This window comes from Curvivirga sp. (assembly GCF_965219885.1).
In the GTDB taxonomy this organism is placed as follows: Bacteria; Pseudomonadota; Alphaproteobacteria; order UBA8366; family Aestuariispiraceae; genus Curvivirga.
The window spans coordinates 1,944,217-1,968,365 of the sequence record NZ_CBDCOT010000009.1 but is presented as its reverse complement, the minus strand read 5'-3'; the positions used below and the strand labels follow the sequence as shown (position 1 = coordinate 1,968,365).

At 43.7% G+C, this 24,149-nt stretch carries 22 protein-coding genes; 14 read left to right on the top strand and 8 right to left on the bottom strand.

Translation table 11 applies throughout. From position 1 onward, the window contains the following. The first annotated feature begins 431 nt into the window (after window positions 1–431). The 10 genes from fliF to ACOQOA_RS14695 all read left to right on the top strand — a co-directional run bounded on the left by fliF (window position 432) and on the right by ACOQOA_RS14695 (window position 12,131). On the top strand, window positions 432–2,090 hold the full coding sequence (gene fliF / locus ACOQOA_RS14740) for a flagellar basal-body MS-ring/collar protein FliF (RefSeq protein ID WP_420549377.1): 1,659 nt from the start codon (window positions 432–434) through the stop codon (window positions 2,088–2,090). Between the two features lie 48 nt (window positions 2,091–2,138). Continuing rightward, window positions 2,139–3,155: a flagellar motor switch protein FliG gene (fliG, locus tag ACOQOA_RS14735; RefSeq protein WP_155153335.1), complete on the top strand. Its 1,017-nt coding sequence runs from the start codon at window positions 2,139–2,141 to the stop codon at window positions 3,153–3,155. A gap of 20 nt (window positions 3,156–3,175) precedes the next feature. Further along, a complete protein-coding gene (locus ACOQOA_RS14730) occupies window positions 3,176–4,120 on the top strand; it encodes a hypothetical protein (protein ID WP_420549376.1) in 945 nt (314 codons plus the stop codon). An 86-nt stretch (window positions 4,121–4,206) separates the two neighbouring features. Continuing rightward, the gene (fliN, locus tag ACOQOA_RS14725; RefSeq protein ID WP_420550111.1) at window positions 4,207–4,542 is read left to right on the top strand and encodes a flagellar motor switch protein FliN; all 336 of its coding nucleotides are present in this window, start codon (window positions 4,207–4,209) and stop codon (window positions 4,540–4,542) included. Between the two features lie 47 nt (window positions 4,543–4,589). Further along, window positions 4,590–5,420, top strand: coding sequence for a motility protein A (locus tag ACOQOA_RS14720; protein ID WP_420549375.1), 831 nt, complete (start codon window positions 4,590–4,592; stop codon window positions 5,418–5,420). Window positions 5,421–5,459: 39 nt separating this feature from the next. Beyond that, window positions 5,460–6,881: a sigma-54-dependent transcriptional regulator gene (locus tag ACOQOA_RS14715; RefSeq protein WP_420549374.1), complete on the top strand. Its 1,422-nt coding sequence runs from the start codon at window positions 5,460–5,462 to the stop codon at window positions 6,879–6,881. A gap of 41 nt (window positions 6,882–6,922) precedes the next feature. Beyond that, entirely contained in the window at window positions 6,923–9,115 is a 2,193-nt protein-coding gene (flhA, locus tag ACOQOA_RS14710; protein WP_420549373.1) for a flagellar biosynthesis protein FlhA, read from the top strand. Window positions 9,116–9,188: 73 nt separating this feature from the next. After that, window positions 9,189–10,970 (top strand): hypothetical protein, encoded by a 1,782-nt coding sequence (locus tag ACOQOA_RS14705; protein ID WP_420549372.1) that lies wholly within the window; start codon window positions 9,189–9,191, stop codon window positions 10,968–10,970. A gap of 30 nt (window positions 10,971–11,000) precedes the next feature. Next, entirely contained in the window at window positions 11,001–11,414 is a 414-nt protein-coding gene (locus ACOQOA_RS14700; protein ID WP_420549371.1) for a hypothetical protein, read from the top strand. Window positions 11,415–11,423: 9 nt separating this feature from the next. Continuing rightward, on the top strand, window positions 11,424–12,131 hold the full coding sequence (locus tag ACOQOA_RS14695; protein WP_420549370.1) for a DUF599 domain-containing protein: 708 nt from the start codon (window positions 11,424–11,426) through the stop codon (window positions 12,129–12,131). A 12-nt stretch (window positions 12,132–12,143) separates the two neighbouring features. Here ACOQOA_RS14695 and ACOQOA_RS14690 read toward each other — a convergent pair whose 3' ends face one another. The 3 genes from ACOQOA_RS14690 to fabI all read right to left on the bottom strand — a co-directional run bounded on the left by ACOQOA_RS14690 (window position 12,144) and on the right by fabI (window position 15,066). Continuing rightward, window positions 12,144–13,016 carry a GNAT family N-acetyltransferase gene (locus tag ACOQOA_RS14690; protein ID WP_420549369.1) on the bottom strand — a complete coding sequence of 291 codons (873 nt, stop codon included), beginning with the start codon at window positions 13,014–13,016 and terminating at the stop codon, window positions 12,144–12,146. Window positions 13,017–13,022: 6 nt separating this feature from the next. After that, the gene (gene aroC / locus ACOQOA_RS14685) at window positions 13,023–14,111 is read right to left on the bottom strand and encodes a chorismate synthase (RefSeq protein ID WP_420549368.1); all 1,089 of its coding nucleotides are present in this window, start codon (window positions 14,109–14,111) and stop codon (window positions 13,023–13,025) included. A 112-nt stretch (window positions 14,112–14,223) separates the two neighbouring features. Then, on the bottom strand, window positions 14,224–15,066 hold the full coding sequence (fabI, locus tag ACOQOA_RS14680; protein WP_420549367.1) for an enoyl-ACP reductase FabI: 843 nt from the start codon (window positions 15,064–15,066) through the stop codon (window positions 14,224–14,226). 234 nt (window positions 15,067–15,300) lie between these two features. On the opposite strand from fabI, the gene ACOQOA_RS14675 reads away from it, so the two are divergent. Both ACOQOA_RS14675 and ACOQOA_RS14670 read left to right on the top strand, forming a co-directional pair. Next, a complete protein-coding gene (locus ACOQOA_RS14675; protein WP_420549366.1) occupies window positions 15,301–16,674 on the top strand; it encodes a YihY family inner membrane protein in 1,374 nt (457 codons plus the stop codon). Window positions 16,675–16,690: 16 nt separating this feature from the next. After that, on the top strand, window positions 16,691–17,299 hold the full coding sequence (locus ACOQOA_RS14670; RefSeq protein ID WP_420549365.1) for a LysE family translocator: 609 nt from the start codon (window positions 16,691–16,693) through the stop codon (window positions 17,297–17,299). Between the two features lie 25 nt (window positions 17,300–17,324). On the opposite strand, the gene ACOQOA_RS14665 is transcribed toward ACOQOA_RS14670, so the two are convergent. Then, window positions 17,325–18,248 carry a DnaJ C-terminal domain-containing protein gene (locus ACOQOA_RS14665; RefSeq protein WP_420549364.1) on the bottom strand — a complete coding sequence of 308 codons (924 nt, stop codon included), beginning with the start codon at window positions 18,246–18,248 and terminating at the stop codon, window positions 17,325–17,327. A gap of 258 nt (window positions 18,249–18,506) precedes the next feature. Here ACOQOA_RS14665 and pdxH point away from each other — a divergent pair, with 258 nt between their 5' ends. Both pdxH and ACOQOA_RS14655 read left to right on the top strand, forming a co-directional pair. Continuing rightward, entirely contained in the window at window positions 18,507–19,100 is a 594-nt protein-coding gene (pdxH, locus tag ACOQOA_RS14660) for a pyridoxamine 5'-phosphate oxidase (RefSeq protein WP_420549363.1), read from the top strand. A 114-nt stretch (window positions 19,101–19,214) separates the two neighbouring features. Next, a complete protein-coding gene (locus ACOQOA_RS14655) occupies window positions 19,215–19,976 on the top strand; it encodes an SDR family oxidoreductase (protein WP_420549362.1) in 762 nt (253 codons plus the stop codon). A 17-nt stretch (window positions 19,977–19,993) separates the two neighbouring features. Here ACOQOA_RS14655 and arsB read toward each other — a convergent pair whose 3' ends face one another. The 4 genes from arsB to ACOQOA_RS14635 form a co-directional block, all read right to left on the bottom strand. Continuing rightward, window positions 19,994–21,055 carry an ACR3 family arsenite efflux transporter gene (arsB, locus tag ACOQOA_RS14650; protein ID WP_420549361.1) on the bottom strand — a complete coding sequence of 354 codons (1,062 nt, stop codon included), beginning with the start codon at window positions 21,053–21,055 and terminating at the stop codon, window positions 19,994–19,996. 106 nt (window positions 21,056–21,161) lie between these two features. After that, window positions 21,162–21,701 carry a hypothetical protein gene (locus tag ACOQOA_RS14645; protein ID WP_420549360.1) on the bottom strand — a complete coding sequence of 180 codons (540 nt, stop codon included), beginning with the start codon at window positions 21,699–21,701 and terminating at the stop codon, window positions 21,162–21,164. Between the two features lie 149 nt (window positions 21,702–21,850). Continuing rightward, window positions 21,851–22,843 (bottom strand): ABC transporter permease, encoded by a 993-nt coding sequence (locus ACOQOA_RS14640; RefSeq protein WP_420549359.1) that lies wholly within the window; start codon window positions 22,841–22,843, stop codon window positions 21,851–21,853. Between the two features lie 12 nt (window positions 22,844–22,855). Then, the gene (locus ACOQOA_RS14635) at window positions 22,856–24,109 is read right to left on the bottom strand and encodes an ABC transporter permease (RefSeq protein WP_420549358.1); all 1,254 of its coding nucleotides are present in this window, start codon (window positions 24,107–24,109) and stop codon (window positions 22,856–22,858) included. Between the last annotated feature and the right edge of the window lie 40 nt (window positions 24,110–24,149).

Genomic DNA, 24,149 nt, shown 5'->3' with positions numbered 1-24,149 from the left:
TTCTATCAGGGCCTTTTTTACATCCTATTTCTCTTTGCTTTTACTTTGCAGCACGCGAATACCACTTCACATTACTTACTTTTTCTTAGTTTTATTATGCGGAATGTCAGAAATATTAGATAAGCTTTTGACAATATTACAAACTAGGCAAATTTTGCCCGGTTTTTTCTTTTCTTTTATTCACAAATCAGATACTGTTCTAAATTGAATCATAATGGAATAGACTAATTTTAATTAGAATCGGTTGTAATTTTTTCGTTGAAGCAGGAGTTTTAAGACAAGGGAAAGTTAATAATTCCAAAGAATTTTAAAGGCCTGTACACCCTTTATTTTTCTTATATTTTCCTTCCGTTTTAAATCCATCATTAACCTTTTTTATGCTATGATTAGCATCTAAAGTTTAATGCTTCACTTATAGAGAGGCTTGGATCGTGGACGCGTTCATTCAGTTCTTAAGAAAGATGGGGCCCGCTCGTATCGGCATGATCGCTGGTATCAGCCTGCTTGTCCTTGGCTTCATTATCTTTCTGGCTACCCGTTTTGGGGAGCCCAATATGTCTCTGCTATATTCCAATCTGGATTCTCAAAGCACTCAAGAAATTACAACCCAATTAGCAAGTCAGGGCATTCCTTTTGAAATACGCCAAAATGGAAGCCAAGTCTTTGTGCCATCTGAACGCGTCGGTGATGTTCGTATTGCAATGGCCGAACAAGGATTAAGTGGTTCAATTATCGGATATGAAATTTTTGATCGCGAAGAAACATTGGGAACGTCAAGCTTTCTTCAAGAAGTAAATCGCGTCCGCGCACTTGAAGGTGAATTATCCCGTACAATTACATCTATGAGTTCTGTAAAAGCAGCCCGCGTCCACTTGGTGCTGCCTAAGCGTGAACTTTTCAGCCGCGATCTCCAAGAACCTAGCGCCTCCATTATTATTAAAATGAAGGGTCCACAACGACTTGAAAAGTCACAAATTTCCGCCATTCAACATCTTGTTGCAACTGCAGTTCCTCGCCTCAAACCGTCTTCTATTTCCATTGTCGATGACCAAGGTACCCTACTGCATAAAGGTGGCGATGAGGAAGGCGCGGCTGGTGAAGACTCTCTTGATTTACAGACTCAATATGAAAACCGTATCCAGCGTAACCTGCAAGATTTACTGGAACGTACAATGGGAATTGGCAAAGTACGTGTTGAAGTAAATGCGGATATGGATTTCACCCAATCCGTGATCAATAAAGAAGAATATGATCCCGAAGGCTCTGTACTTGTCTCCTCTAATACAATTGAAGAAACAAGTAATTCTTCTGAAGCGGATGAAGAAAACGTCTCTGTTGGCAATAACCTACCCGATGGCCAAGCAGCAGCAGGTGGGGGCAATAGTGAGCAAACATCCAGCATTCAAGAAACCAGTAATTTCGCCAATTCAAAGACTATTACCAATCAGGTTAAAAATGTCGGTGAAATCAACCGTCTTTCTATCGCCGTATTGATTGATGGTCATTATGCACGCGGAGAACCAACCGAAGAAAATGAACAAGGCGACCTCGTTTATACGCCACGTACTGCAGAAGAGATGCAACAAATCGAAACTTTGGTAAAATCTGCTGTTGGTTTCGATGAATTACGTGGCGACACAGTTGAAATCGTGAATATGCGTTTCGCGGAATTGCCATTAAGTGAAGCAGATGGAGAAATCACTTATTTCGGCTTATCTGCTGCAGACATACGTTCTCTCGCCCAGACATTGATCTTGGGATTGTTAGCTGTATTAGTAATTCTATTGGTTGTTCGTCCGATGCTAAATCGTCTATTGGATACAACACCTAGTGATGAGCTAGAAGAAACTGTTCTTTTAACCGATCAATCTGGTCAACCGATTGTCGCAGGTGGCCAGCCAGGAGTTCCAGCTGCGGGGGTTGATTTGGACTTTGATGAAGATGATGAATTCGACCAAATGATTGATATTGCGCAAATTGAGGGTAAAGTAAAAGCATCCTCCATGCGCAAAATCGGTGAAATTATTGAAAACCATCCTGAAGAAGCTGTATCTATTCTACGGAATTGGATGCATCAACCTATGGATTAAAGCCTGAAATAAAATATACGGTGATTTTAGGGAGTTTAATAAAGCAATATGCGTGTTCGTGAGGATTATAGAAGCTTAGCAGGGCCGGAAAAAGCGGCTGTGATGATGCTTGCCATTGGCGAAGAATATGCTGTTAAGCTTTTCGACCTAATGGATGATGAAGAAATTCGTGAACTTTCTCAAACTATGGCCAACTTAGGGACAATTTCATCAAACTTGGTGGAACGTCTGTTTATTGATTTTGCCGAACAACTCTCTTCCACAGGTAGTCTTGTTGGTTCTTATGAAAGTACAGAACGCTTACTTAGCAAAGTTCTTAGTGATGATCGTGTGGGAACGATCATGGAAGAAATTCGTGGCCCAGCGGGTCGCACAATGTGGGACAAACTTGCAAATGTAAACGAAGTCGTTTTAGCAAATTATCTAAAAAACGAATATCCGCAAACAGTGGCCGTGGTTTTATCAAAAATCAAATCCGACCACGCATCCCGCGTTTTGGCAGCCTTACCAGAAAGCTTCACTATGGAAGTAATTATGCGGATGTTGCGTATGGAAGCTGTCCAGAAAGAAGTCCTTGATGATGTTGAACGTACATTACGCACTGAATTCATGACGAACCTTGCGCGTACTGCACGCCGTGACAGTCATGAAATGATGGCAGAGATCTTCAATAATCTGGATCGTAATACCGAAAACCGCTTTATGACTTTATTGGAAGAACGTAACCGTGATTCCGCAGAACGTATTAAGGCCTTGATGTTCACATTCGAAGACTTGCAAAAACTGGACCCTGCTGGTGTTCAGGCTCTCTTACGTGCGGTCGATAAAGACAAACTTTCTATCGCACTGAAAGGTGCATCAGAACAAATCAAAGAACTATTCTTTGGCAATATGTCCGAACGTGCGGCGAAAATCCTGCGCGAAGACATGGCTGCGATGGGGCCTGTCCGGTTGAAAGACGTGGATGAAGCTCAAATGGAAATGGTAAACCTGGCGAAAGACCTTGCTGCGAAAGGCGAAATCGTTATTTCCGAAGGTGGTGCCGAAGACGAACTTATTTATTAATCTGGGCGTGACAATCTTTAATGAGTAACACAAAGACATATACCCCTTTTACTTTTACCACTTCCTTTGATGAGCTGGAGAAATCCGACCTTCAAGTCATTGAAGAGGAGCGCGAACGCGCGGCCGAAGAAGAAAAAGAACGTCAACGCCTTGAGGAAGAAGCATTAAATGCGCCCCCTCCATCCCCCACTTTTTCTGAAGAAGAATTAGCAGCAGCGAAAGCAGAGGCATGGAATGAAGGACATGCAGCAGGTCATGCAGAAGCCTTAGCGCAAATTGAACAACAAACTTTAACGGCTTTACAAACCATAACTGGTTACATAGCTGTTCTGCAGGATCGACAAGCCTTGGCAAATGAAAGTCAAGCTGCCGCTCTGGCACGTATTTCAAGTGATATGGTTCGCAAACTTATGCCTATTTATGCAAGCGAACATGGTGTCGAAGAAATCAAAAGCCTTGTTTATTCAAGCTTGGCTCCTTTGGAAACCAAAGGTCGTATCAACATTACTTTACCGGAAAGTTTGCATTCAATCATTCAAGAGCAGTTAGAAAAGGTTGCTCAGGAAGCAGGATTTGAAGGAAAGTTAATGTACCATCCGGATGCAAAGCTAGGGCCTTCTGATGTACGTGTGGATTGGGGCCGCGGAAGTGCAGAACGTAATGTGGAAACAGCACTTCAGGAAATGGAAAAAATCGTCGAACAGTTCCTAGAGAACCATTTAAATGCTGATGAAGTTGAAGCGGAGCTAACTATTGAGGCCGGCGATGAAGAGCAGCAAGAAATGGTAGAAACGGCATCAATCCCTGTGCCAGAACCTGAAGAACCGCCAGTAGATTTGAATTCGGAGCAAACTGTCGCTCAATCAGAAGAACAGCTTGCACCAACACCTGACGTTAACTTGGAGACCGAACAACCAATGTCCGATACGGCAATGGACTCACCTCCCGAGGAGCCTAATAAATGATGAGTGATGAAGAAGAAAACGTAGAAGCAACCGAAAATGGTGACGCAGCTGCGGGTGGGGAAAACGGCGCCGGTGATGGTGGAGAAATGAATCTCAAAACCCTCGAGGCAGAATCCGAATTTGGTGAAGCTTTAGACCCACGTGCGGCTGAGTTAGCGCTCCCTAGTGGGGCTCGTGACCTTGAAGCTGTTTATGAAATTCCGGTTCAGGTATCCGCTGTATTAGGTAAGTCCCATATGCAGGTAAGCCAATTATTAAAGTTGGGTCGTGGTGCAGTTGTAGAATTGGACCGTAAAGTTGGTGAAGCGATTGATATCTATGTAAATAATCGCCTAGTTGCACGTGGTGAAGTCGTAGTTGTTGACGACAAACTTGGCGTAACCATGACTGAGATTATCAAATCTGAGAAAACACAATCGTAAGGGTGATAACTTTGCCTTCACTGGTAAAAAGTTTGGAGTAACGGGGAATGGCTGATAGCGCTCAAACAGGTAACGAACAAAAGTTAACGCAACCTGAAACCAAGATGTCCATTGATCTAGCAACAATCCTAGGGATTGTCGGCGCTATGGGACTTGTAGCTGCGGCTATTATCCTTGGAGGTTCTCCTGGTGCGTTTATCGATATTCCATCAATCTTAATTGTAATTGGCGGCACAATTGGTGTGACCGTTGCCTGTTTTTCCTTCAAAGATGTTCTAACTGCATTTAGCTCACTTGGTCAGATGTTTTTTAGAACAACAACTGATCCCCATGAATCAGCATTGCAGCAATTGCAGCTGGCACAGATTGCCCGTTTCCGTGGCGTTCTAGCCTTGCAGAACTATATGGTTAGCCTAGAAGACCAGCCACTATTACAGCAAGGTTTAAGCATGGCAATTGATGGCAGCAATGGCGATGAAATCGAACGCGTCATTGAGCAGGATATTGAAGCAGCGGCTGAACGTGCAGCCGTGTCTGTTAGCGTTTTCAAAAAGGCTGCTGATTTGTCTCCGGCAATGGGATTAATCGGTACTTTGGTTGGATTGGTGCAAATGTTAGGGAATTTAGAAGACCCAAATTCAATTGGCCCTGCAATGGCAGTAGCCCTTTTAACAACTTTCTATGGTGCGCTTTTATCGAATGTGGTCTTTACGCCTTTAGCCGCAAAACTGGAACGCACCTCTTCCGAAGATATGTTGTTAAGTAATTTATATCGAATGACATCCGCATCAGTTGGTCGTCAGGAAAACCCGCGCCGTCTAGAGATGCTTTTGAACACTGTTCTACCGCCTTCTATGCGTGTGGATTATTTCAACTAAGACGTACAAAGCTATATAGAGTTAAGAGAGAATTAAAAAATGCGACTATTAGTTATTGGAACTCTTGAAGGCCATATGACCACAGCGGTTCAGATCGCGATGAAACGAGGCGCGAAAGTGGCCACAACAAATGCCATTGGCGAAGCTTTAGATAATTTGCGTAGTGGCCAAGGAGCCGACCTTATCATGATTGATGTTCGCATGAATGTCGCATCCTTGGTAGAACATTTAGAAGGTGAACGAATTCACGTACCTGTTGTTGCATGCGGTTTAGAAGGAACTGATGCAACAACGGCAGCAAACGCTATTCGCGATGGTGCGCAGGAATATATCCCTCTTCCACCGGATGCCGATTTGATCGCCGCCGTACTGGAGGCTGCTGCACAAGAAGACAATGCGATTATTCATCGTGATCCAACAATGAAGGCTGTAATTGCATTAGCCGATCAGATTGCTCCTTCCGATGCATCCGTCCTTGTGACAGGTGAATCCGGAACCGGTAAAGAAGTTATGGCGCGCTATCTTCATACAAAGAGCCGTCGTGCAGCAGGACCTTTTGTGGCAATCAACTGCGCAGCTATCCCTGAAAATCTTTTAGAATCAGAGTTATTCGGGCATGAAAAAGGCGCCTTTTCCGGTGCTGTAGCAAAGCGTGTGGGTAAATTTGAAGAAGCAAATGGTGGTACGATACTACTAGATGAAATCTCCGAAATGGATCTGCGTTTACAGGCAAAACTTCTTCGTGCCATTCAGGAACGAGAAATTGACCGTGTTGGTGGTAATAAACCAGTAAAAGTTGATGTACGTATTCTGGCAACGTCAAACCGTCATATGGAAGATTACATTAAGGAAGGAAAATTCCGCGAAGATTTGTATTTCCGTTTGAACGTGGTCAATATTCAGCTGCCTTCTTTACGTGAACGTCCAATGGATATTGCGCTTCTTAGTCAATTTTTTGCTAAAAAATATGCTGAATTAAACGCAGTTGACGAAAAACCGATGACACCAGAAGCAGTTGCAAAGCTTGAGGCGTATCACTGGCAGGGGAATGTACGGGAACTAGAAAACACAATGCACCGCGCAATTTTGTTAGCTTCAGGTCCAAGTATAGATGAAAATGCAATTTTGCTTACAGGTACGACACCTTCAGCAGCAACACCAAGGCCAACAGTCGCCCCTACCCCTACTCCCCAGCCATCCGCGCCGGTCCCTCCTGCACCACCAATCGCAGCTGAGCAATCAGAAACTATTACAGAAACAGCTCCTGTAGGAGAGAATTTTGTTGCGCGAACCGTTGCAGATGTTGAACGAGATTTGATCATAGATACCCTTGACCATTACTTAGGCAACCGAACTCATGCTGCCAATGTTCTTGGCATCTCTATTAGAACGTTACGTAATAAATTAAAGCAATATTCCGAAGAAGGTTATGAAATTCCAGATGCAGGTGCGAGTAGTTAATCATATCTAACTGGTATTCATCTCTTATAAGGTAGCCCTAAATGGCAGATACAGAAAATTCTTCAGCCTCTTCATCTGCACCAGCTGGTTCTGGTGACAGCGGGGGTGTATCTCCAGTTAGTGGTGGCAGTGGCGGTGGTAACCCGTTCGCAAATCTAGGTAACGTCGGCAATATTATGAAAAGCCAGGAACTATTCCTGCCGCTTGGTATTGTCGCTATCTTGATTTTGCTGCTAATTCCCCTACCTACTTGGATTATGGATTTCTCGTTAGCTGTATCTATAACCTTTTCCGTTTTAATCATGCTGACTGTCATCTTCATTCATTCAGCCACTGAACTGACTTCATTCCCAACATTGTTGCTCATCGCCACCATGTTGAGGTTAGGGTTGAACGTAGCATCCACCCGTCTCATTCTCTCTGATGGGCATACAGGTACACAGGCTGCAGGACGCGTTATTCAAGCATTCGGTGATTTTGTTGTCGGCGGTAACTACCTCATTGGTATTATTATCTTCGCAATCCTAGTGATTATTAACTTTATCGTAATCACCAAAGGTGCAGGCCGCGTTGCTGAGGTGGCTGCACGTTTTACATTGGATGCGATGCCCGGTAAGCAAATGGCAATTGATGCTGACTTATCCGCGGGGCTGTTGACCGAAGAAGATGCACGTAAGCGCCGTGAAGAGTTACAAACCGAAAGTGCTTTTTTTGGATCAATGGATGGTGCATCCAAATTCGTTCGTGGTGATGCAATTGCTGGTATTCTTATCACCTTCATTAACGTGATTGGTGGTATCATTATCGGTGTTGTACAGCGTGATATGCCACTTGCTGATGCAGCACAAAACTATACCTTGTTGACCATTGGTGACGGCCTTGTAAGTCAAATTCCATCTTTGATCGTTTCTGTAGCTGCTGGTCTATTAGTGACAAAAGCAGGTATCACTGGTGGTACAGAAAAAGCTGTTGTAGGTCAGCTTTCAGGTTATCCAGGTGCTCTTGGTATTGCCTCTGGCCTTCTCTTCTTGATGAGTATGGTACCAGATTTACCTGCATGGCCGTTCATGACAATGTCAATTGCCGCAGGTGTCGGTGCCTGGTTTATTCACAAAAAGAACGAAGCTCGGAAAATTGCAGATGCCATAGCGGAGCAAGCTAAAGAAGATGAAGAGGTGACAGCTGCTGCCGCGCCTGCGGAAGAACCAATTTCAACAGCTCTTCAGATTGATTTACTTCGTTTGGAACTTGGCTATGGTTTATTACCGCTTTTGAATGCAGAAGGTGAACATCGCTTAACAGATCAAATTAAAGGACTTCGCCGTCAAATAGCTGGGGATTTGGGTTTTGTAATGCCTGCGGTTCGTATTCAGGATAATCTGCAACTTCCCGCGAATAGCTATATTATCCGTGTTAAAGAAATTGAGACAGGCCGTGGTGAATTGCGTCCAAATATGCATTTGGTGATGGACCCGCGTGGTGAACAAATTTCTTTACCTGGTGAAGCAACCGTTGAACCAACTTTTGGCCTTCCAGCAGTTTGGGTGCAAGATAATCAGCGCGAAGAAGCTGTCTTCAGAGGCTATACAGTTGTTGATCCATCTACGGTAATTACCACGCATTTAACAGAAGTTCTGAAAGATAATATGGCTGAATTATTATCTTATGGCGAGACACAAAAACTTCTAGAAGAATTGCCAGATTCCCAACAAAAACTGGTGGAAGATATTGTGCCAGCACAAGTTGGATTAGGCGCTCTTCAACGTATCTTACAAAACTTATTAATCGAACGTGTTTCAATTCGTGATCTCCCAACTATCTTGGAGGGAGCAGCAGAGGCTGTGGCATTTACACGGAATATCACGCAGATTACTGAACATGTACGTTCCCGATTGGCGCGACAACTTTCTGATGCAAATACAAACCCGGAAGGTATCGTCCCTCTTATCACTCTTTCCCCTGATTGGGAGCAAGCATTCTCTGAGTCAATTATCGGACAAGGGGATGAACGACAGCTCGCTATGGCTCCATCGCAATTACAAGACTTTATTGGACGTGTAAGAAGTGCCTATGAGCGCCAAGCGATGGCCGGTGAAACTCCTGTCTTATTGGTTAGTCCGCAAATTCGTCCTTTTGTGCGGTCTGTTGTTGAACGTTTCCGTCCAGCGACCGTTGTAATGTCCCAAAATGAAATCCATCCCAAGGCTCAAATACGTACTGTAGATCAAGTATAACTTCGTCAATTAGGAATTGGCACGATTTTAGTATATGCTATGACAAGGAATTGACAGTTAAGAGGATCATAGTTTGACCAGTATTCCACCTGTGCAACAACCTGTAAAATCAGGCACGGCGACCACACAAAATAAATCGCCGCAGCATCAGGCTGCACAACAGCAAGCACAAACTGCTAAACCTAGTTCCGCGCCGACCCAAAATCCTTCTCAATCAACTCAGGGCCAATCCACCCAAGGACAACAAGCACCGCAAGGACAGGCAAACTCTTCCCAACAAGCGTCACCGCAACCTCCGCAGCAATCGACCTCAACTGCGACGCAGGCCGTAAATCCCCAACAGCAAGCACAGATACCCTCTCAGACACAACAACATCAAATACAGGTAAAAACACCAGCATCAATTCCACAAGCTGTTTCAAAGGAACTCGTATCAGGACAAAGCATCCGAGTAGAAGTTCAGAAAGTTCCTAATCAAGCAACAAATCGTCTAACGTTACAAACACCGTCTGGCCCGCTCACAGTGACTGCACAATCAGGGACACAAGTTCTACCTCCTCCCAATACGCAAGCTAATTTGCATGTATCTTTTCATTCTGCACTAGCAGGGCAAGCAGCCCAAGGTGATAGCCCTTTATTACTTAATCTTTCTTGGTCAGGTAGCGCTGTTAAAGCTTCGGCAACAGCACAAGGAAGCGCAACAAATGTAACATTGAACACATTACAAGGAACGCAAATATCTGCAACGACTCTAAGTGAAAGTTCAATATCACATTTACTACCGAAAACGCCAACAGGCCCGCTGTCACCTTCTCCTGCTGTACATGCATCCTCAATCCGTGGTGGTCCAGCTTCAGCAGCACAATCTAGTACCCCACAAAACATACCTACAATGCCAACGCCTCAAGGCCCTCCTATTTCACCAAATCAATCTATGAATGTACAAATAGCTTCCGTACAATTGCCTAATCAAACATTGCCTGCAGGTTTAAAAATTCCGAGCTCCGGTCCTACAGGCATGCCTGCAATACAAGCTACTGTTCTTGCCAGCCAACCCGGCAATACAATTATACAAACGTCGGTTGGGCCCATGTCTTTACCAACCCCATCGCCCCTACCGCCAGGCAGTTTATTAACCCTTATACCTCTAAGTGAACCGGTTAGCGTTCAAGTTCCCGTTCAAACAGCGTTAAACACCTCTGCGGCTATTCAGGAAAGATGGGCGATGCTACAACATGCGATGTCCATGTTGCAGGCAGGAAATCCGCAAGTGGCACAGCAAATCATGCAAGCAATGCCACAAGCAAACACGCAGATGGCCACCAGTATACTTTTCTTACTTTCTACTTTAAGGGGTGGTGCATTGGAAAACTGGGTCGGGCGAAGTGCAGCGTCACGCATTTCTGGACCAATGGGCGATCGTCTGGTTGATAGCATAAAACAAAATACCAGACAGATACGTGACCCCATGGGACAGGAGTGGCGGGCATATGGTATGCCAGTGGCCCAAGATTCCAGTTTTGGTGAGTTATGGTTGTATTTGAAAGATAAGTCTGATGAAGAAAAACTAACATCAAATCAAGATGATGAAGCTAAAAGATTTATCATCGAAACCAGTTTTCAGAAAATGGGCCCTTTACAGCTAGATGGCTTGGCGACACAGAAAACTGTGGATTTAATGTTTAGAAGTTTAATCCCGGTCGAAGAAAAAATGCGTGATGATATTCGTGCACTTTTTGGCAACACCATCACGGCATTGGGTTTAACAGGAACCATTCGTTTTCACGTTGCAGATCATTTTCCTGTTTCAATTACTGAAGAAAGCGTTACTCTAGGTGGAGAAGTTACCATTTAGAAATAATTTATCTTGTAGAAACAGGGATATATGATGGAAAAAGTTATTGATGAAGCTGAGTTAACGGTAAATCAGAAATCACAATCGGACCGCCGCTTTTCACTTGTCACTGTAGAAAACCCAAATCTTTCTATAGATTACCTTGTTTCGCTTGGTTCAAAACTAACTGATGAAAGTTGCTGTATTCAAATCAGCTATGTCCCAGATAAATTAGTTCTAAAACCTGAAGCTTTTGAACAATATCTTCATAGTTTCGATGATCAGGATGTTTTGTCTTTGGAAGCATTGGCACTTAACGTTCTTATTGACCTAAATAACGAAGTTGTACCACGCTGGGTTCAGGTACGTGCCAAATCTGAAAGTTCCAATCACCGGGTTTTAGTCGAAGATCGTCAACCAATCTGGGAAAATGAAGAGCTGTTATCCCGCATTCAAAAATTCTAGGAACTCAACATGGAAAATCCGCTACTTGCGCTTGATTTAACCTTGTTCGATGTTGTCGCATTAACTTGGTTCTTTATCTGTTGGATGGGGTTTCAGTATTTTGCGGATCATAGTCGCTGGCATAAACGCAGCTTGACGATTCAAATCAATGAATATCGTCTGGAATGGATGCGTCAGATGCTGCAACGCGATGTACGAATGGTGGACACAACACTTTTAGGCAATTTATTAACCGCTATTGGCTTCTTTGCTTCAACAACTATCCTTGTTTTGGGGGGATTATTTGCGTTACTTGCAAATGCAGATATTGCCATGCAAGCTTTAACCAGCTTACCTTTTGCCAAGCAAACTAGTCTCACTGTCTGGGAATTTAAAGTATTGCTTTTGATGAGTATCTTTGTACATGCCTTCTTTAAATTTGGATGGGCATTTAGACTTAACAATTATTGCTCAATACTTATTGGTGCAGCCCCTCCTCCGAGCACTTTATCGCCCGAAAGAGAACGCTATGCCCATAAGACTGCACAGCTAAGTATTAATGCAGGGAAGCATTTTAATCGAGGATTAAGAACCTATTTCTTCGGTCTCGCCGCAATAGGTTGGTTCTACCACCCGCTGGCTTTGGTGATCGTTTCTACAATTGTTGTCTGCGTATTATATAGACGCGAATTCAGTTCCGCCGCCTTATTCAGTCTAGTGCAAGCCGAAGAAAATTAAACCTCAATCACTTTACAAATAAGACTGCGTGGATAATGCGAAATACTGATCCCAACCTGCAGTGATATCCCAATCCCCACGTATCATAATCGGGGCTGTTTCAACCCAATCCATACCCGCTTTGCCCATTTTCTCGACCAAGCCTTTATGCATAACAGGGATATCCACTTGATATTGCGGCGCAGCACGATCGGCAATGGATTGCACCAAAGCTAAAGCCATATCTTCATTCGGCGCAGTTAAACCACCAATAACGGTGATGCCTTCTTGCTCCGAACCTAACGCATAGCCTTGTAATTCATTTTCAGGGTCATATAAAAAAGCGCGATATTTGGATTGCCCCATACGACGCTTTACCATCTTGATACGCGGCGCCCCAAAACGATCCGCATCAAGTCGTAATAAATTACCTAAATCCTTTACGGGTAGAGATTCACGAATAGACCAACCTTCTTCCAGAAGATCTTCTATTTTCCCAGCATCAAAAGTTTTAGCGAACCCACGGGTGATCTCATCAACCTTCTTGAAACCAAACTGTTCGTAGAGCCCTTGCCCAACATCAGTTGAAATCAGGCAAAGAGAGACGTTTTCTTCTGGTAATAAACCAACGATACGCTCAATTAATTCTTTACCCAGTCCCTGACGTTTATAGTCAGGATGGGTGATCACACAACCAATCGCACCTTTATCCGCACTGAAAGGCGTAATCGCACCACAGGTGACAATTTCTTCTTTATCATTCACATGTCCAATGAGACGTGCGGATGTTAACAATGTCAGCCAGTCTTCGCGGTTTAAGGACCAACCAGTTGTAGCATTTAAGGCAAGTAACGCCCCAAGATTTGCGTGGCTTAATGGAATCAAGCGCGGGCGTTTTTCTGACATCGTTGTTTACTCACCGCATTGCGCGCGATGACGCATATAATGATCCAAGATAACACAAGCCATCATAGCTTCTCCTACAGGCACAGCGCGGATACCAACACATGGATCATGACGACCTTTGGTGAGGATATCTGCATCCTGCCCATCTTTTGTCACGGTTTTACGAGGTGTTAGGATAGAACTTGTCGGTTTAACTGCGAAACGGGCAATAATGTCCTGGCCTGTTGTTATACCACCAAGAATACCGCCAGCTTTGTTACTGGTGAATTCAGGTTTCCCATCAGCGCCCATACGCATTTCGTCCGCATTTTCTTCCCCTGTCAAAGCTGCAGAGTCAAAACCAGCACCAACTTCAACACCTTTTACTGCGTTAATGGACATAAAAGCACGCGCAATATCTGTATCCATTTTATCATATACAGGCGCGCCAAGACCTACAGGTACACCAGAGGCTTGTACTTCAATAACCGCCCCACAGCTGGAACCACTTTTACGGATATCATTCAGATATGCTTCCCAATCCCGTGCAGCCTCCGCGTCTGGGCAGAAGAACGGATTTTGGCCGACCTGATCCCAATCCCAATTATCGCGATTAATCTTATGAGGTCCCATTTGAACCAAGGCACCACGGATTTGAACGCCGCCTTCGATAATGTGATTAAGAACTTTGCGGGCAACACCGCCTGCGGCCACACGCATAGCTGTTTCACGCGCAGAAGAACGACCACCACCACGATAATCACGAATACCGTATTTTTCCCAATAGGTGTAATCTGCATGCCCCGGGCGGAATTTATCCATAATGTCGGAATAATCTTTGGAACGTTGATCTGTATTTTCTATCAACAAACCAATTGAAGTTCCCGTAGTTTGCCCTTCAAAAACACCAGACAGAATTTTAACTTCATCTGGTTCTCGACGTTGGGTGGTATGTTTGTTTTGTCCCGGTTTGCGTTGGTCCAGATAAACCTGCAAATCCGCTTCGGATAATGGTACACATGGTGGCACACCATCAACAACACAACCGATCGCTGGACCATGACTTTCACCAAAAGTGGTGAAGCGGAATAAATGACCAAAACCGTTACCGGACATATTCAAACCCTTTATCTTAATCTCAAGGTCTTTAATTACAAAGACCGGCATAATGCCGGCCTTTGGTTTTAAATCATATTAACAGCTTTGCAATCGCAAAACGTCAAAAGAACTACTTGGAACGTTCTTTAATTTGTTCAAGCAATTCCGCAGATTCTTCAGCAGCATCAATCGCAACCATACCAACTGTGTGATATCCGCAATCAACATGATGAACTTCGCCAGAAACACCAGCGCCTAAATCAGATAGAAGATAAAGGGCAGAGCCACCAACTTCGTCAATGGTTACATTGCGTTTCAATGGCGCGTTTAACTCGTTCCAACGAAGGATGAAACGGAAATCACCAATACCGCTTGCGGCCAATGTTTTAATTGGGCCAGCAGAAATCGCATTCACACGCACACCCTGACTACCCATATCAACCGCCAGGTAACGAACAGATGCTTCCAATGCAGCTTTTGCAACACCCATTACATTATAATGAGGCATCACACGTTCAGCGCCATAATATGTCAGTGTTACGATAGAACCGCCTTCATTCATCAATGGTGCAGCACGACGTGCCAAGGCAGTTAAAGAATAACAAGAAATATCCATAGACATTAAGAAATTGTCACGGGATGTATCTAGATACTTGCCTTTCAATTCGCTTTTATCAGCGAATGCAACCGCATGAACCAAGAAATCAATCTTACCCCATTGCTTTTCAAGTTCAGCAAATACGTTATCCATGCTTTCTTCATCGGTTACATCACATGGTAAAATGATGGTAGATCCTAATGATTCAGCCAATGGGCGTACGCGTTTCTCTAGCGCTTCACCTTGATAAGTGAAGGCGATTTCCGCGCCATGCTCTGCCAATGCCTTAGAAATACCCCAAGCAATAGATTTGTCATTTGCAAGGCCAAGGATAAGACCACGCTTACCTGCCATGAGTTGTGACGGGTTAGTCATACTAAAAAACCTCTTGTTTTCCCGCTAAAAATCCAGCCCGCATCATACGCTGTTTCGCCGTTTCGTCAAAGGTCTGCCGATCAAATTCGTGAATTTTTTTGTAACATTTAAACTCTTCTCTTTTGAACCGACCATAAAGGACAGATTAAACCGCTAAAAGCTTTGAATTCTCAGGTAAATTATTTAACAATAGAAATTAGATTTTTTAAATTTTATCAGCCAAAGGGCACTCACATGGTCGCTATGTTAGGACAAAAACTGCAAGAATTCGCGAAACTGATGCGTTATGTTCTTCAACGTTTCATGCATGATAAAATGCAACCTCGCGCGGCATCCCTTACCTTTACCTCCCTTTTGGCTATGGTGCCACTGCTTGCCATCAGCTTTGCGATTTTTGCAGCCTTCCCGGCTTTTGAAAATTTAAAGGCTGAGGCCCAGAACTTTATCTTCGAAAATTTTGTACCGGGCGTAGGTAATTCCGTCCAAGAGCATTTGGAAAGCTTCACTTCAAAGGCGCAAGGTGGATTAAGTGCGGTCGGCATCATTTTCCTAGGCGTCACATCTATCATGTTGCTGGTAACTATTTCCGGCACCTTTAATGAAATATGGCGAGCAAGAAAACCCAACTCAATTATTGCACGGCTTTTGGTATATTGGGCAATTCTAACACTTGGGCCACTTTTCTTTGGTGCCAATATTTCCATCAGTTCTGCTTTATTTGCCTATGCGCGCACATCTGGATTAGATGATCTAACAGGGTCCTATTTTCAGCTTGCGTCATTCATGCCTTTCTTCCTGTTAACAATTGGCTTTATGTTGATGTTTTTGCTGATTCCAAACTATCCTGTCCGCAAACGTGATGCGCTAAAAGGGGGCATACTGGCAGGGGCTATTCTGGAATTGTTAAAGAAGGGCTTCACATTTTATATCACCAGCTTTCCGACATATGAAACGATCTATGGCGCAATGGCCACCATCCCAATTTTCTTGTTATGGATTTATCTCAGTTGGAATGTGATTTTATTTAGTGCGCAATTCACGGCCGCCTTACCCGAATGGCGTGCAGGTAGCCGAAAAATCACAAAGGGTAGCATTAGTTTATCTGAGAGATTAACCGCGTCTCTTTCTTTATTACATGCTTTGAAAGAAGCAACTGCTATAGGCAAAGGCCTGACCGAACGTCGTATGCCTGCCGTTACAGGTATGGGGCCGGAACAGCTACACTTTGCCTTAAGTAAGTTAGAAGAACTCCATTTCATCACCAAGTCAGATACAGGCCGTTGGCATTTATGCCGTGATTTAAAAGACTATCGCTTGGCTGATCTTATTCACAATTTAGATCTGACTTTGGACAAGACATTCTCCAACACACATCTAAGCCATGCATGGGCACATCGCTTACAAAATATGTTAAATCATTCTGAAAAGGAGATAGGACATATTTTCGCCGATGATTTGGAAACAATCCTAAAAGACATGCATGAAGAGGAAAACTTTCCAATCAAACCCAAAAAGCTGACGAAAGAAATTGAAGACAAAAAAACGGCATCTGGTATGGCCTCAAAGGCACTTGCACTGATTGGCGCTGGTGCAGTTGGTAACAATTAAAGAATAAGGGGAAGATATGTCGATTGAATTTCTACTAACTTCACTGGTCGTGGTGCTATTACCGGGAACAGGTGTGATTTACACTCTAGCCGTTGGCCTTGGTCGTGGCTTTAAGGCAAGTATCGCAGCATCAATTGGCTGCACTTTTGGAATTGTCCCTGCAGCAATCGCAAGCATTATTGGTCTCGCAGCTTTACTTCATACAAGTGCCCTTGCCTTTCAGGTTATTAAGTATCTTGGTGCTGCCTACTTATTCTATATGGCATGGAATACTCTTAAAGATCGTGGAACGATGGATGTGAATGAAGAAAGAAGCTCCAAAAGTTTTGGTAAAATCATTATGACTGGCACTTTGATTAATGTGCTTAATCCTAAACTTTCTCTCTTCTTCCTTGCTTTCTTACCGCAATTTGTTTCTGCGAATGCTGCCAACCCAACCGTTGAACTGATTAACCTCGCGTTAGTGTTCATGGTCATGACATTCGTTGTATTTGTAGGATATGGCGCATTTGCCGCTGCTGCGAGAGACTATGTTATTACACGCCCTGCGGTATTAAATGTCATAAAGAAATGTTTTGCGGGTGTCTTTGGTTTTCTTGGGGCGAAGTTGGCCCTGGCAGAATAAATCAATCTTCAAAGAAAAAGCTGGCTTATTTCAAGCCAGCTTTTTTACGTACATCATAGTCAAAATCTTTAGACCATTTTTCGACAAATTCGATCAGTTCTTTATCCGGTTTTTCTGGAAGCATGACTTTTAACTTCACGTATTGATCACCCGCATTACCAGATTTCGGTGTAATCCCCTTACCTCGCAAACGTAAAGTCGCCCCGGTATTAGAGCCAGCAGGCACATTCACTGAAACGGAGCCAGTGATAGTTGGTACGGTCACCTTGGCACCTAACACAGCCTCTGCCAAACTAATCGGTAAATCTAGGAATATGTCATTACCATCACGCTCGAAAAACTTGTGTTTCCCAACATGAATTTCAACATAGGCATCGCCATGTTCGGCCCCGCCCATACCGGGCATGCCTTGCCCTTTTAGACGTAAAGATTGTCCATCTTCGGAACCCGCGGGAATATTTACATTCACACTACGTCCATCATGAAGACGGATTTGACGTCGTCCACCTGTTGCGGCTTCTTCAAATGAAACAGAGATTGTATGGCTGACATCCTGACCTTTCATACGAACTGTATTGGATCGACCACGCGATCGACCGCGCCCAAACATATCAGCAAAGATATCTTCTGCCCCGGCCCCGAAACCGCCAAAGCCGCCGCCGCCGAAACCACCGCCACCGAAGCCGCCACCGCCAAATCCACCACGTGCAGAACCATCTGCATTGATCTCACCACGATCAAATTGCGCTTTCTTCTGCTTATCAGACAACAAGTTATAGGCCGCAGATACTTCTTTAAATCTTTGCTCCACGATGGAATCATTCGGATTTAAATCAGGATGCAACTCTTTCGCTAACTTGCGATAAGCTGTTTTGATTTCGCTTTCTGACGCGCCACGTTGAACGCCTAGAATATCATAAGGATTCTTCATACTACTCGTATATGCCAATTTCAGTTCGCTCCCAACAGATCATACATGCAGGGGCAGAGTTAAACAATGACTTGCCATACAGCAAATAACTGTACCTACATATATTATAAGAGATAGGTAGGAATAAATGCAATTTCCAGACCGTTTACACTGTATGATCCGAAATTTCCATAGTCTTTTCCCATATTTCCCTCTTTATCCGTGGCGCGGTTCCAGATAGTCTACGTTCCATATAAAGTAAAAAGCAAAACCAAATAATAAGAGGAACGGATCATCATGGAATTATCCACCGAAAACCCATTCGAACAATTCGCAACATGGCTAAGCGAAGCAGAAGAAAGTGAACTTAACGATCCAAATGGCATGGCCTTGGCAACTGCGACAAAAGATGGGCAGCCAGCAGTACGTATGGTGTTGTTGAAAGGCTATGACGAACAAGGTTTTGTTTTTTACACGAATTTGGAAAGTAACAAAGGACGCGATCTTTTAGAAAATCCAAAAGCCGCCCTTCTCTTTCATTGGAAAAGTAAACGTCGACAAATTCGTGTCGAGGGATTAGTGGAATCTGTAACAAGTGAAGAAGCTGATGAATATTATGCATCTCGTTCACGTGGTAGTCAGATTGGTGCGTGGGCATCTCAACAATCACGTCCACTTGAAAGTCGCTACGCACTTGAAAAAAGTGTGGCAAAATACACAGCAAAATTTGGTATTAGCAAAGTACCACGCCCGGATCATTGGTCCGGTTTCCGTATCCGCCCACATCGCATCGAATTTTGGCAAGATGGTGCCTTCCGCCTACATGATCGCTTTATCTTCACCCGTGAAAATGAAACCGATGATTGGGAAATTGACCGTCTATATCCATAATATACAGAAATAATTATTGTGCCTCAGGATCCGGTATCAACTGAATAGATAGAAATTCTTGTAAGGTGATCACAAGAGCTTATATCTGCTTAAGCAAGCTAAGAAGGATTAAACATGACAAGCGATCAAGATAACCGTCCTGCTGTGGTTCTCACAGGTGCAAGCCGTGGTATCGGCCATGCCACGGTAAAACGTTTTTCGGATGAAGGATGGTATATCATTACATGCTCCCGTGACGACATTCCTGAACATTGTAAAGCTGATCCAAACTGGGCCTTACATATTCCGACCGATTTATCAGATCAAAAATCAGTTGCCGCCTTTATTGATGAGGCAAATGATTTTCTGAAAGGACGCCAATTAAACGCGCTTGTCAATAACGCAGCTGTTTCACCCAAAACACCCTATAAGGAACGTCTTGGTTGCTTAAATGGCGATACAGATCGTTGGCGGGAAGTCTTTGAACTGAACTTCTTCACCCCACTAACTCTGTGCCGTGGTTTTGCAGCAGCCCTTGGTCGTGGTGCAAAAGGCGTTGGGGCCGGTGTTGTTAATATCACATCTATTGCGGGCCATTCCATTCATCCATTTGCAGGCTCCGCCTATTCCACTTCAAAGGCCGCGCTTTCCGCTTTGACCCGCGAATTAGCAGTTGAGTTTGCAGAACTAGGCGTGCGTGTAAATGCAGTGGCACCAGGTGAAATTGCCACAGAAATGATTGGACCTGAATATGAACCTCTCGTGGCCCGTATTCCAATGCAACGCATGGGGACTGCGCAAGAAGTTGCAGGCACAGTCTATCAGTTATGCAACAATGATTTCGGCTATGTGACCGGCACAGAAGTCTTTGTCACAGGTGGACAGCACGTTTATTAATCATACTGTCTTTAAGATTAGTCTGCTGATTTACGCTCCATACGAGCCTTAACAGCTGAGCCGCGTTCATACCAGCCCTTTGATTTGTTAACGATCTTAACCAAGGTTAACATCACAGGAACTTCGACCAATACACCAACCACGGTTGCAAGGGCAGCACCGCTATCAAAACCAAAGATACTGATCGCAGCCGCAACTGCCAGTTCAAAGAAATTGCTGACCCCAATCAAAGAAGATGGCGCGGCAATACAATGAGCCTCCCCACTCCAACGGTTCAAGAAATAGGCAACGCCAAAGTTAAAATAAACCTGAATTAAAATCGGGATTGCCAACATTACGATGATCATCGGCTGATTTAAAATTTGATCTCCCTGAAAGGCGAATAATAGCACCAAAGTCGCCAATAGGGCCGCCATAGAAACTGGCCCAAAAACACCAAGTAAACGATCCAAACTTGCTTGACCACCAGATGCCATAGCCATCCGACGAATGATCTGGGAAATAATAACAGGAATGACGATATAAAGCCCGACAGAGAGCATTAAGGTATCCCATGGAATTGTGATGGCAGAGATACCGAGTAACAATCCAACGATAGGTGCGAAAGCCACGATCATGATGACATCATTCAACGCAACCTGACTTAGCGTGAAATGAGGTTCCCCATTGGTAAGATTACTCCAAACAAAGACCATGGCGGTACAAGGCGCTGCGGCAAGCAAGATAAGACCTGCAATATAGCTTTCATGTTGATCTGCGGGTAAATAGCTTTCAAAGACATAACCTATGAAGACCAATCCAAGTAATGCCATTGAGAATGGTTTAATTCCCCAGTTGATTAGCAAGGTAACCCCAATGCCCCGCCAATGTTCCATAACTTGTGCTAAAGCTGTGAAATCAATTTTCACCAACATTGGAATAATCATCAACCATATTAAGACGGCGACAGGCAAATTTACATTTGCCAATTCCATATTACCGATTGATTGAAAAAGGGCAGGAAAGAAATGCCCAAGCGCAATTCCAACCACAATACAAAGTGCCACCCAGATTGTTAGAAAGCGTTCAAAAATATTCATGGAAATGCCTCTGCCCAAATCAGTTAGTCTTAGGCGGATAGCATGACTTGCTAAAAGTCACAAACAGGATTTTGTAAAATATTTTTAAATTCGAATATTTTCGAAATTAAGCGGCTTGTTTCTCTAATGCTTCAAGCCAATCAATGCGGGATTGTTGCTGTTGTATTTCCATTTGCAGACTGGCATCCAAACTACCACGGCCATGGGTGTCATGTATATCTTTAAGCCGCGCCAGTTCCCCTTGATGGAACTCCTTTAAAAGATCCAGCTGATCCAAAAGGTCATCGCCATCCAAACAATCAAGAAAGCGCAGTTTCAGGAAATAAACCAAACGGCCAGTTTCATCCATCGGAACGCGTAACCCTGACGACATCAGATTGAAGAAAACATCAATACCTTCTTCAGTCACAACCAAGATTGTCGCATCATCAACATTGTCGCTTCCATCTTTCGGGCGAATAAGACCTTCCAAGCGTAAAATTTCTAAGGAGGACCCAAGGAGATCAAGATTGGGCCCAACGACACGAGCAACCACATGGCGAATATCACGGGCTAGGTCCGAATAGGTCATCTCTCCCATTACCAAGGCACCTAGAGCCGCCAGCTTAATTGCTTCTGCCGGAATAAGGACTTTATCCTGATACATAAAAGAGAACTCCCTGAAGATGTTTTTTAGACTTATATGTTATATAAGATGCTTTGAAAAATATTTCCAGTCAATTAAGAACTATTCTTAACAAAAAAGGCAGCTGAGTAAGCTGCCTTTTTGCGTCGAAACCGAACTGGTTCCATTTCTTAAGATTGAATACCACGTAGACGCTCACCACGACGACGTAATAATTCCATAACAATCATCAATATAATAGCCAGAACAACCAACAGACCAGCGGCCGCTGCAATTGTCGGGCTTAACTGTTCACGGATACCACTAAACATCTGACGAGGTAATGTACGTTCTTCCGGACCGGCCAAGAAGAGTACCAAGATCACTTCATCAAAAGATGTGATAAAGGCAAACAAACCACCAGAGAAAATACCTGGAATAATCAGCGGGAAGGTCACCTTAAAGAAGCTACGCACGGGACTTGAGCCTAAGCTTAAAGCAGCCCGTACAAGATTCTGGTTAAAAGATACCATTGTCGCCGTTACAGTAATCACAACGAATGGAATACCTAATGTTGCATGGGCCAAAACAAGTCCCATCAAGCTACCTGTTAAACCAAGTTCAGCTCCAAACAGTGTGGTTGTTAACCAATTGATACCTGTTGCTTCCATGAAACCACGAAGACCAGGGTCCGCCGCACTATAAAAGAAGAACAAACCAACAGCTGTAATAACCAATGGAACGATCATTGGGGAGATAAGTACGGCTTGCACAAAGCCCTTACCAAAGAAACGACCTTTACTTAGTCCCATCGCAGCAATTGTACCAAGTGTGGTTGCAAGCAACGTACTAAAGATCGCAACAATGATTGAGTTTTTAACAGTACTTAGCCATACACCAGACGTTGTTTGCGGACATGGATTGTCACTGATTTCACCTGCATCGAAACGCATTTGATAGTCGGCAACGATATCCTGCGTACTACACATATCAAAGAAATCATAATACCAACGCCAGGAAAAGCCTTCCATCGGATAAGTAAAATATGGTTGCGAGTTAAAAGAAAGCGGAACCACAGCGATAATAGGCGCGATCAAAAAGAATAAGATCAAGCCGCAGCCAATTCTGAATGTCCAGAACCAAGCTTTTTCTAGTGGTGATGCATAAGGAGGTAAAGCTGACATTATTATTTCTCCTTAACCCATTTTCATCCGGTCGATACCGACCAAACGGTTGTAAATTGCAAACAATACTAAGGTAATCGCCAATAAAACCACACCAATCGCAGAGGCCATATTCCAGTTCAATTGCTGGTTCATCTGAACATCAATCAATTGCGAAGCCATAATATCTTTCGGCCCACCTACTAACGCAGGTGTAATGTAATAACCGATAGAAATAATGAACACCAACAAACCACCAGCACCAATTCCTGGTACAGTTAACGGAGTATAAACACGCCAGAATGCGATCGCAGGATTTGCACCCATGGATTTAGCCGCACGCATCAACGATGGATTAATCCCTTTCATCACGGAATATAATGGCAAAATCATAAACGGAAGTAAGATATGGGTCATCGCAACAACAACACCCACGCGATTTCGGATGAGTGCTAGAGGCTCATCGATAATCCCTAACCCAATAAGTGCAGAGTTAATTACACCTTGGTCTTGAAGCAATACAATCCAAGCAGTTGTACGCACCAATAAGGAAATCCAGAAAGGCAACAATACAAAGATCATTAACATATTGCCTGTCTTTGCCGGCAACGTGGATAAAAGATAAGCAATTGGAAAACCTAACAAGAGACAAGTTAATGTCACTTGTGCGGAGATAAATAAAGTACGCCCGAAGATATCCAGATATACTGCATTATCATCATCAACCATTGTTAGGGAGCCATCATCAGAATAGGTCATATCAACAGCGGCCAGAATATAACTAAAAGTATAACTTCCAGATTCGCGTTTAAGAACATTCCAAAATTCCGGGTCTGCCCATTTCTTATTCGCTTTAATTAGAGACTCTTTATACGGTGCCTCTAGTTTATCAGCCTTACGGGCTGATTTAATCAGTAACCGGCGAAAACCCGGTTTTTCAAAATTCAGTCGCTTACCGACTTTGGCAATATTTCTATTCTTTTTACCTTCTACCAAGTCAGCAGCCATCGCTTCCCACACAGGTTCTGGTGGAAGATCAGTTCCATCCCAGTCCTGAATTGCTTCAACCGTGTTTGGCAGAATCTCTGGTACAATTGAATTGTCCACAGAAACGGAAGCCAATTTTGCGATCGGAAAAACGAAAAAGACCAAGATGAATAAAAATAAAGGAGCAACCAAGCCAAATGCACGAAGCTTATTCAAGCGTTCCGCACGCCTTAAGCTTTGGCGCAATGGGGTGCCGTCAGCAGTCGTCAACGGCTGTGTTGAATCAGTAGCAATTGCCATAGCTTTGAACCAGTCTAATCAATATATTTTAGTAAGTCAT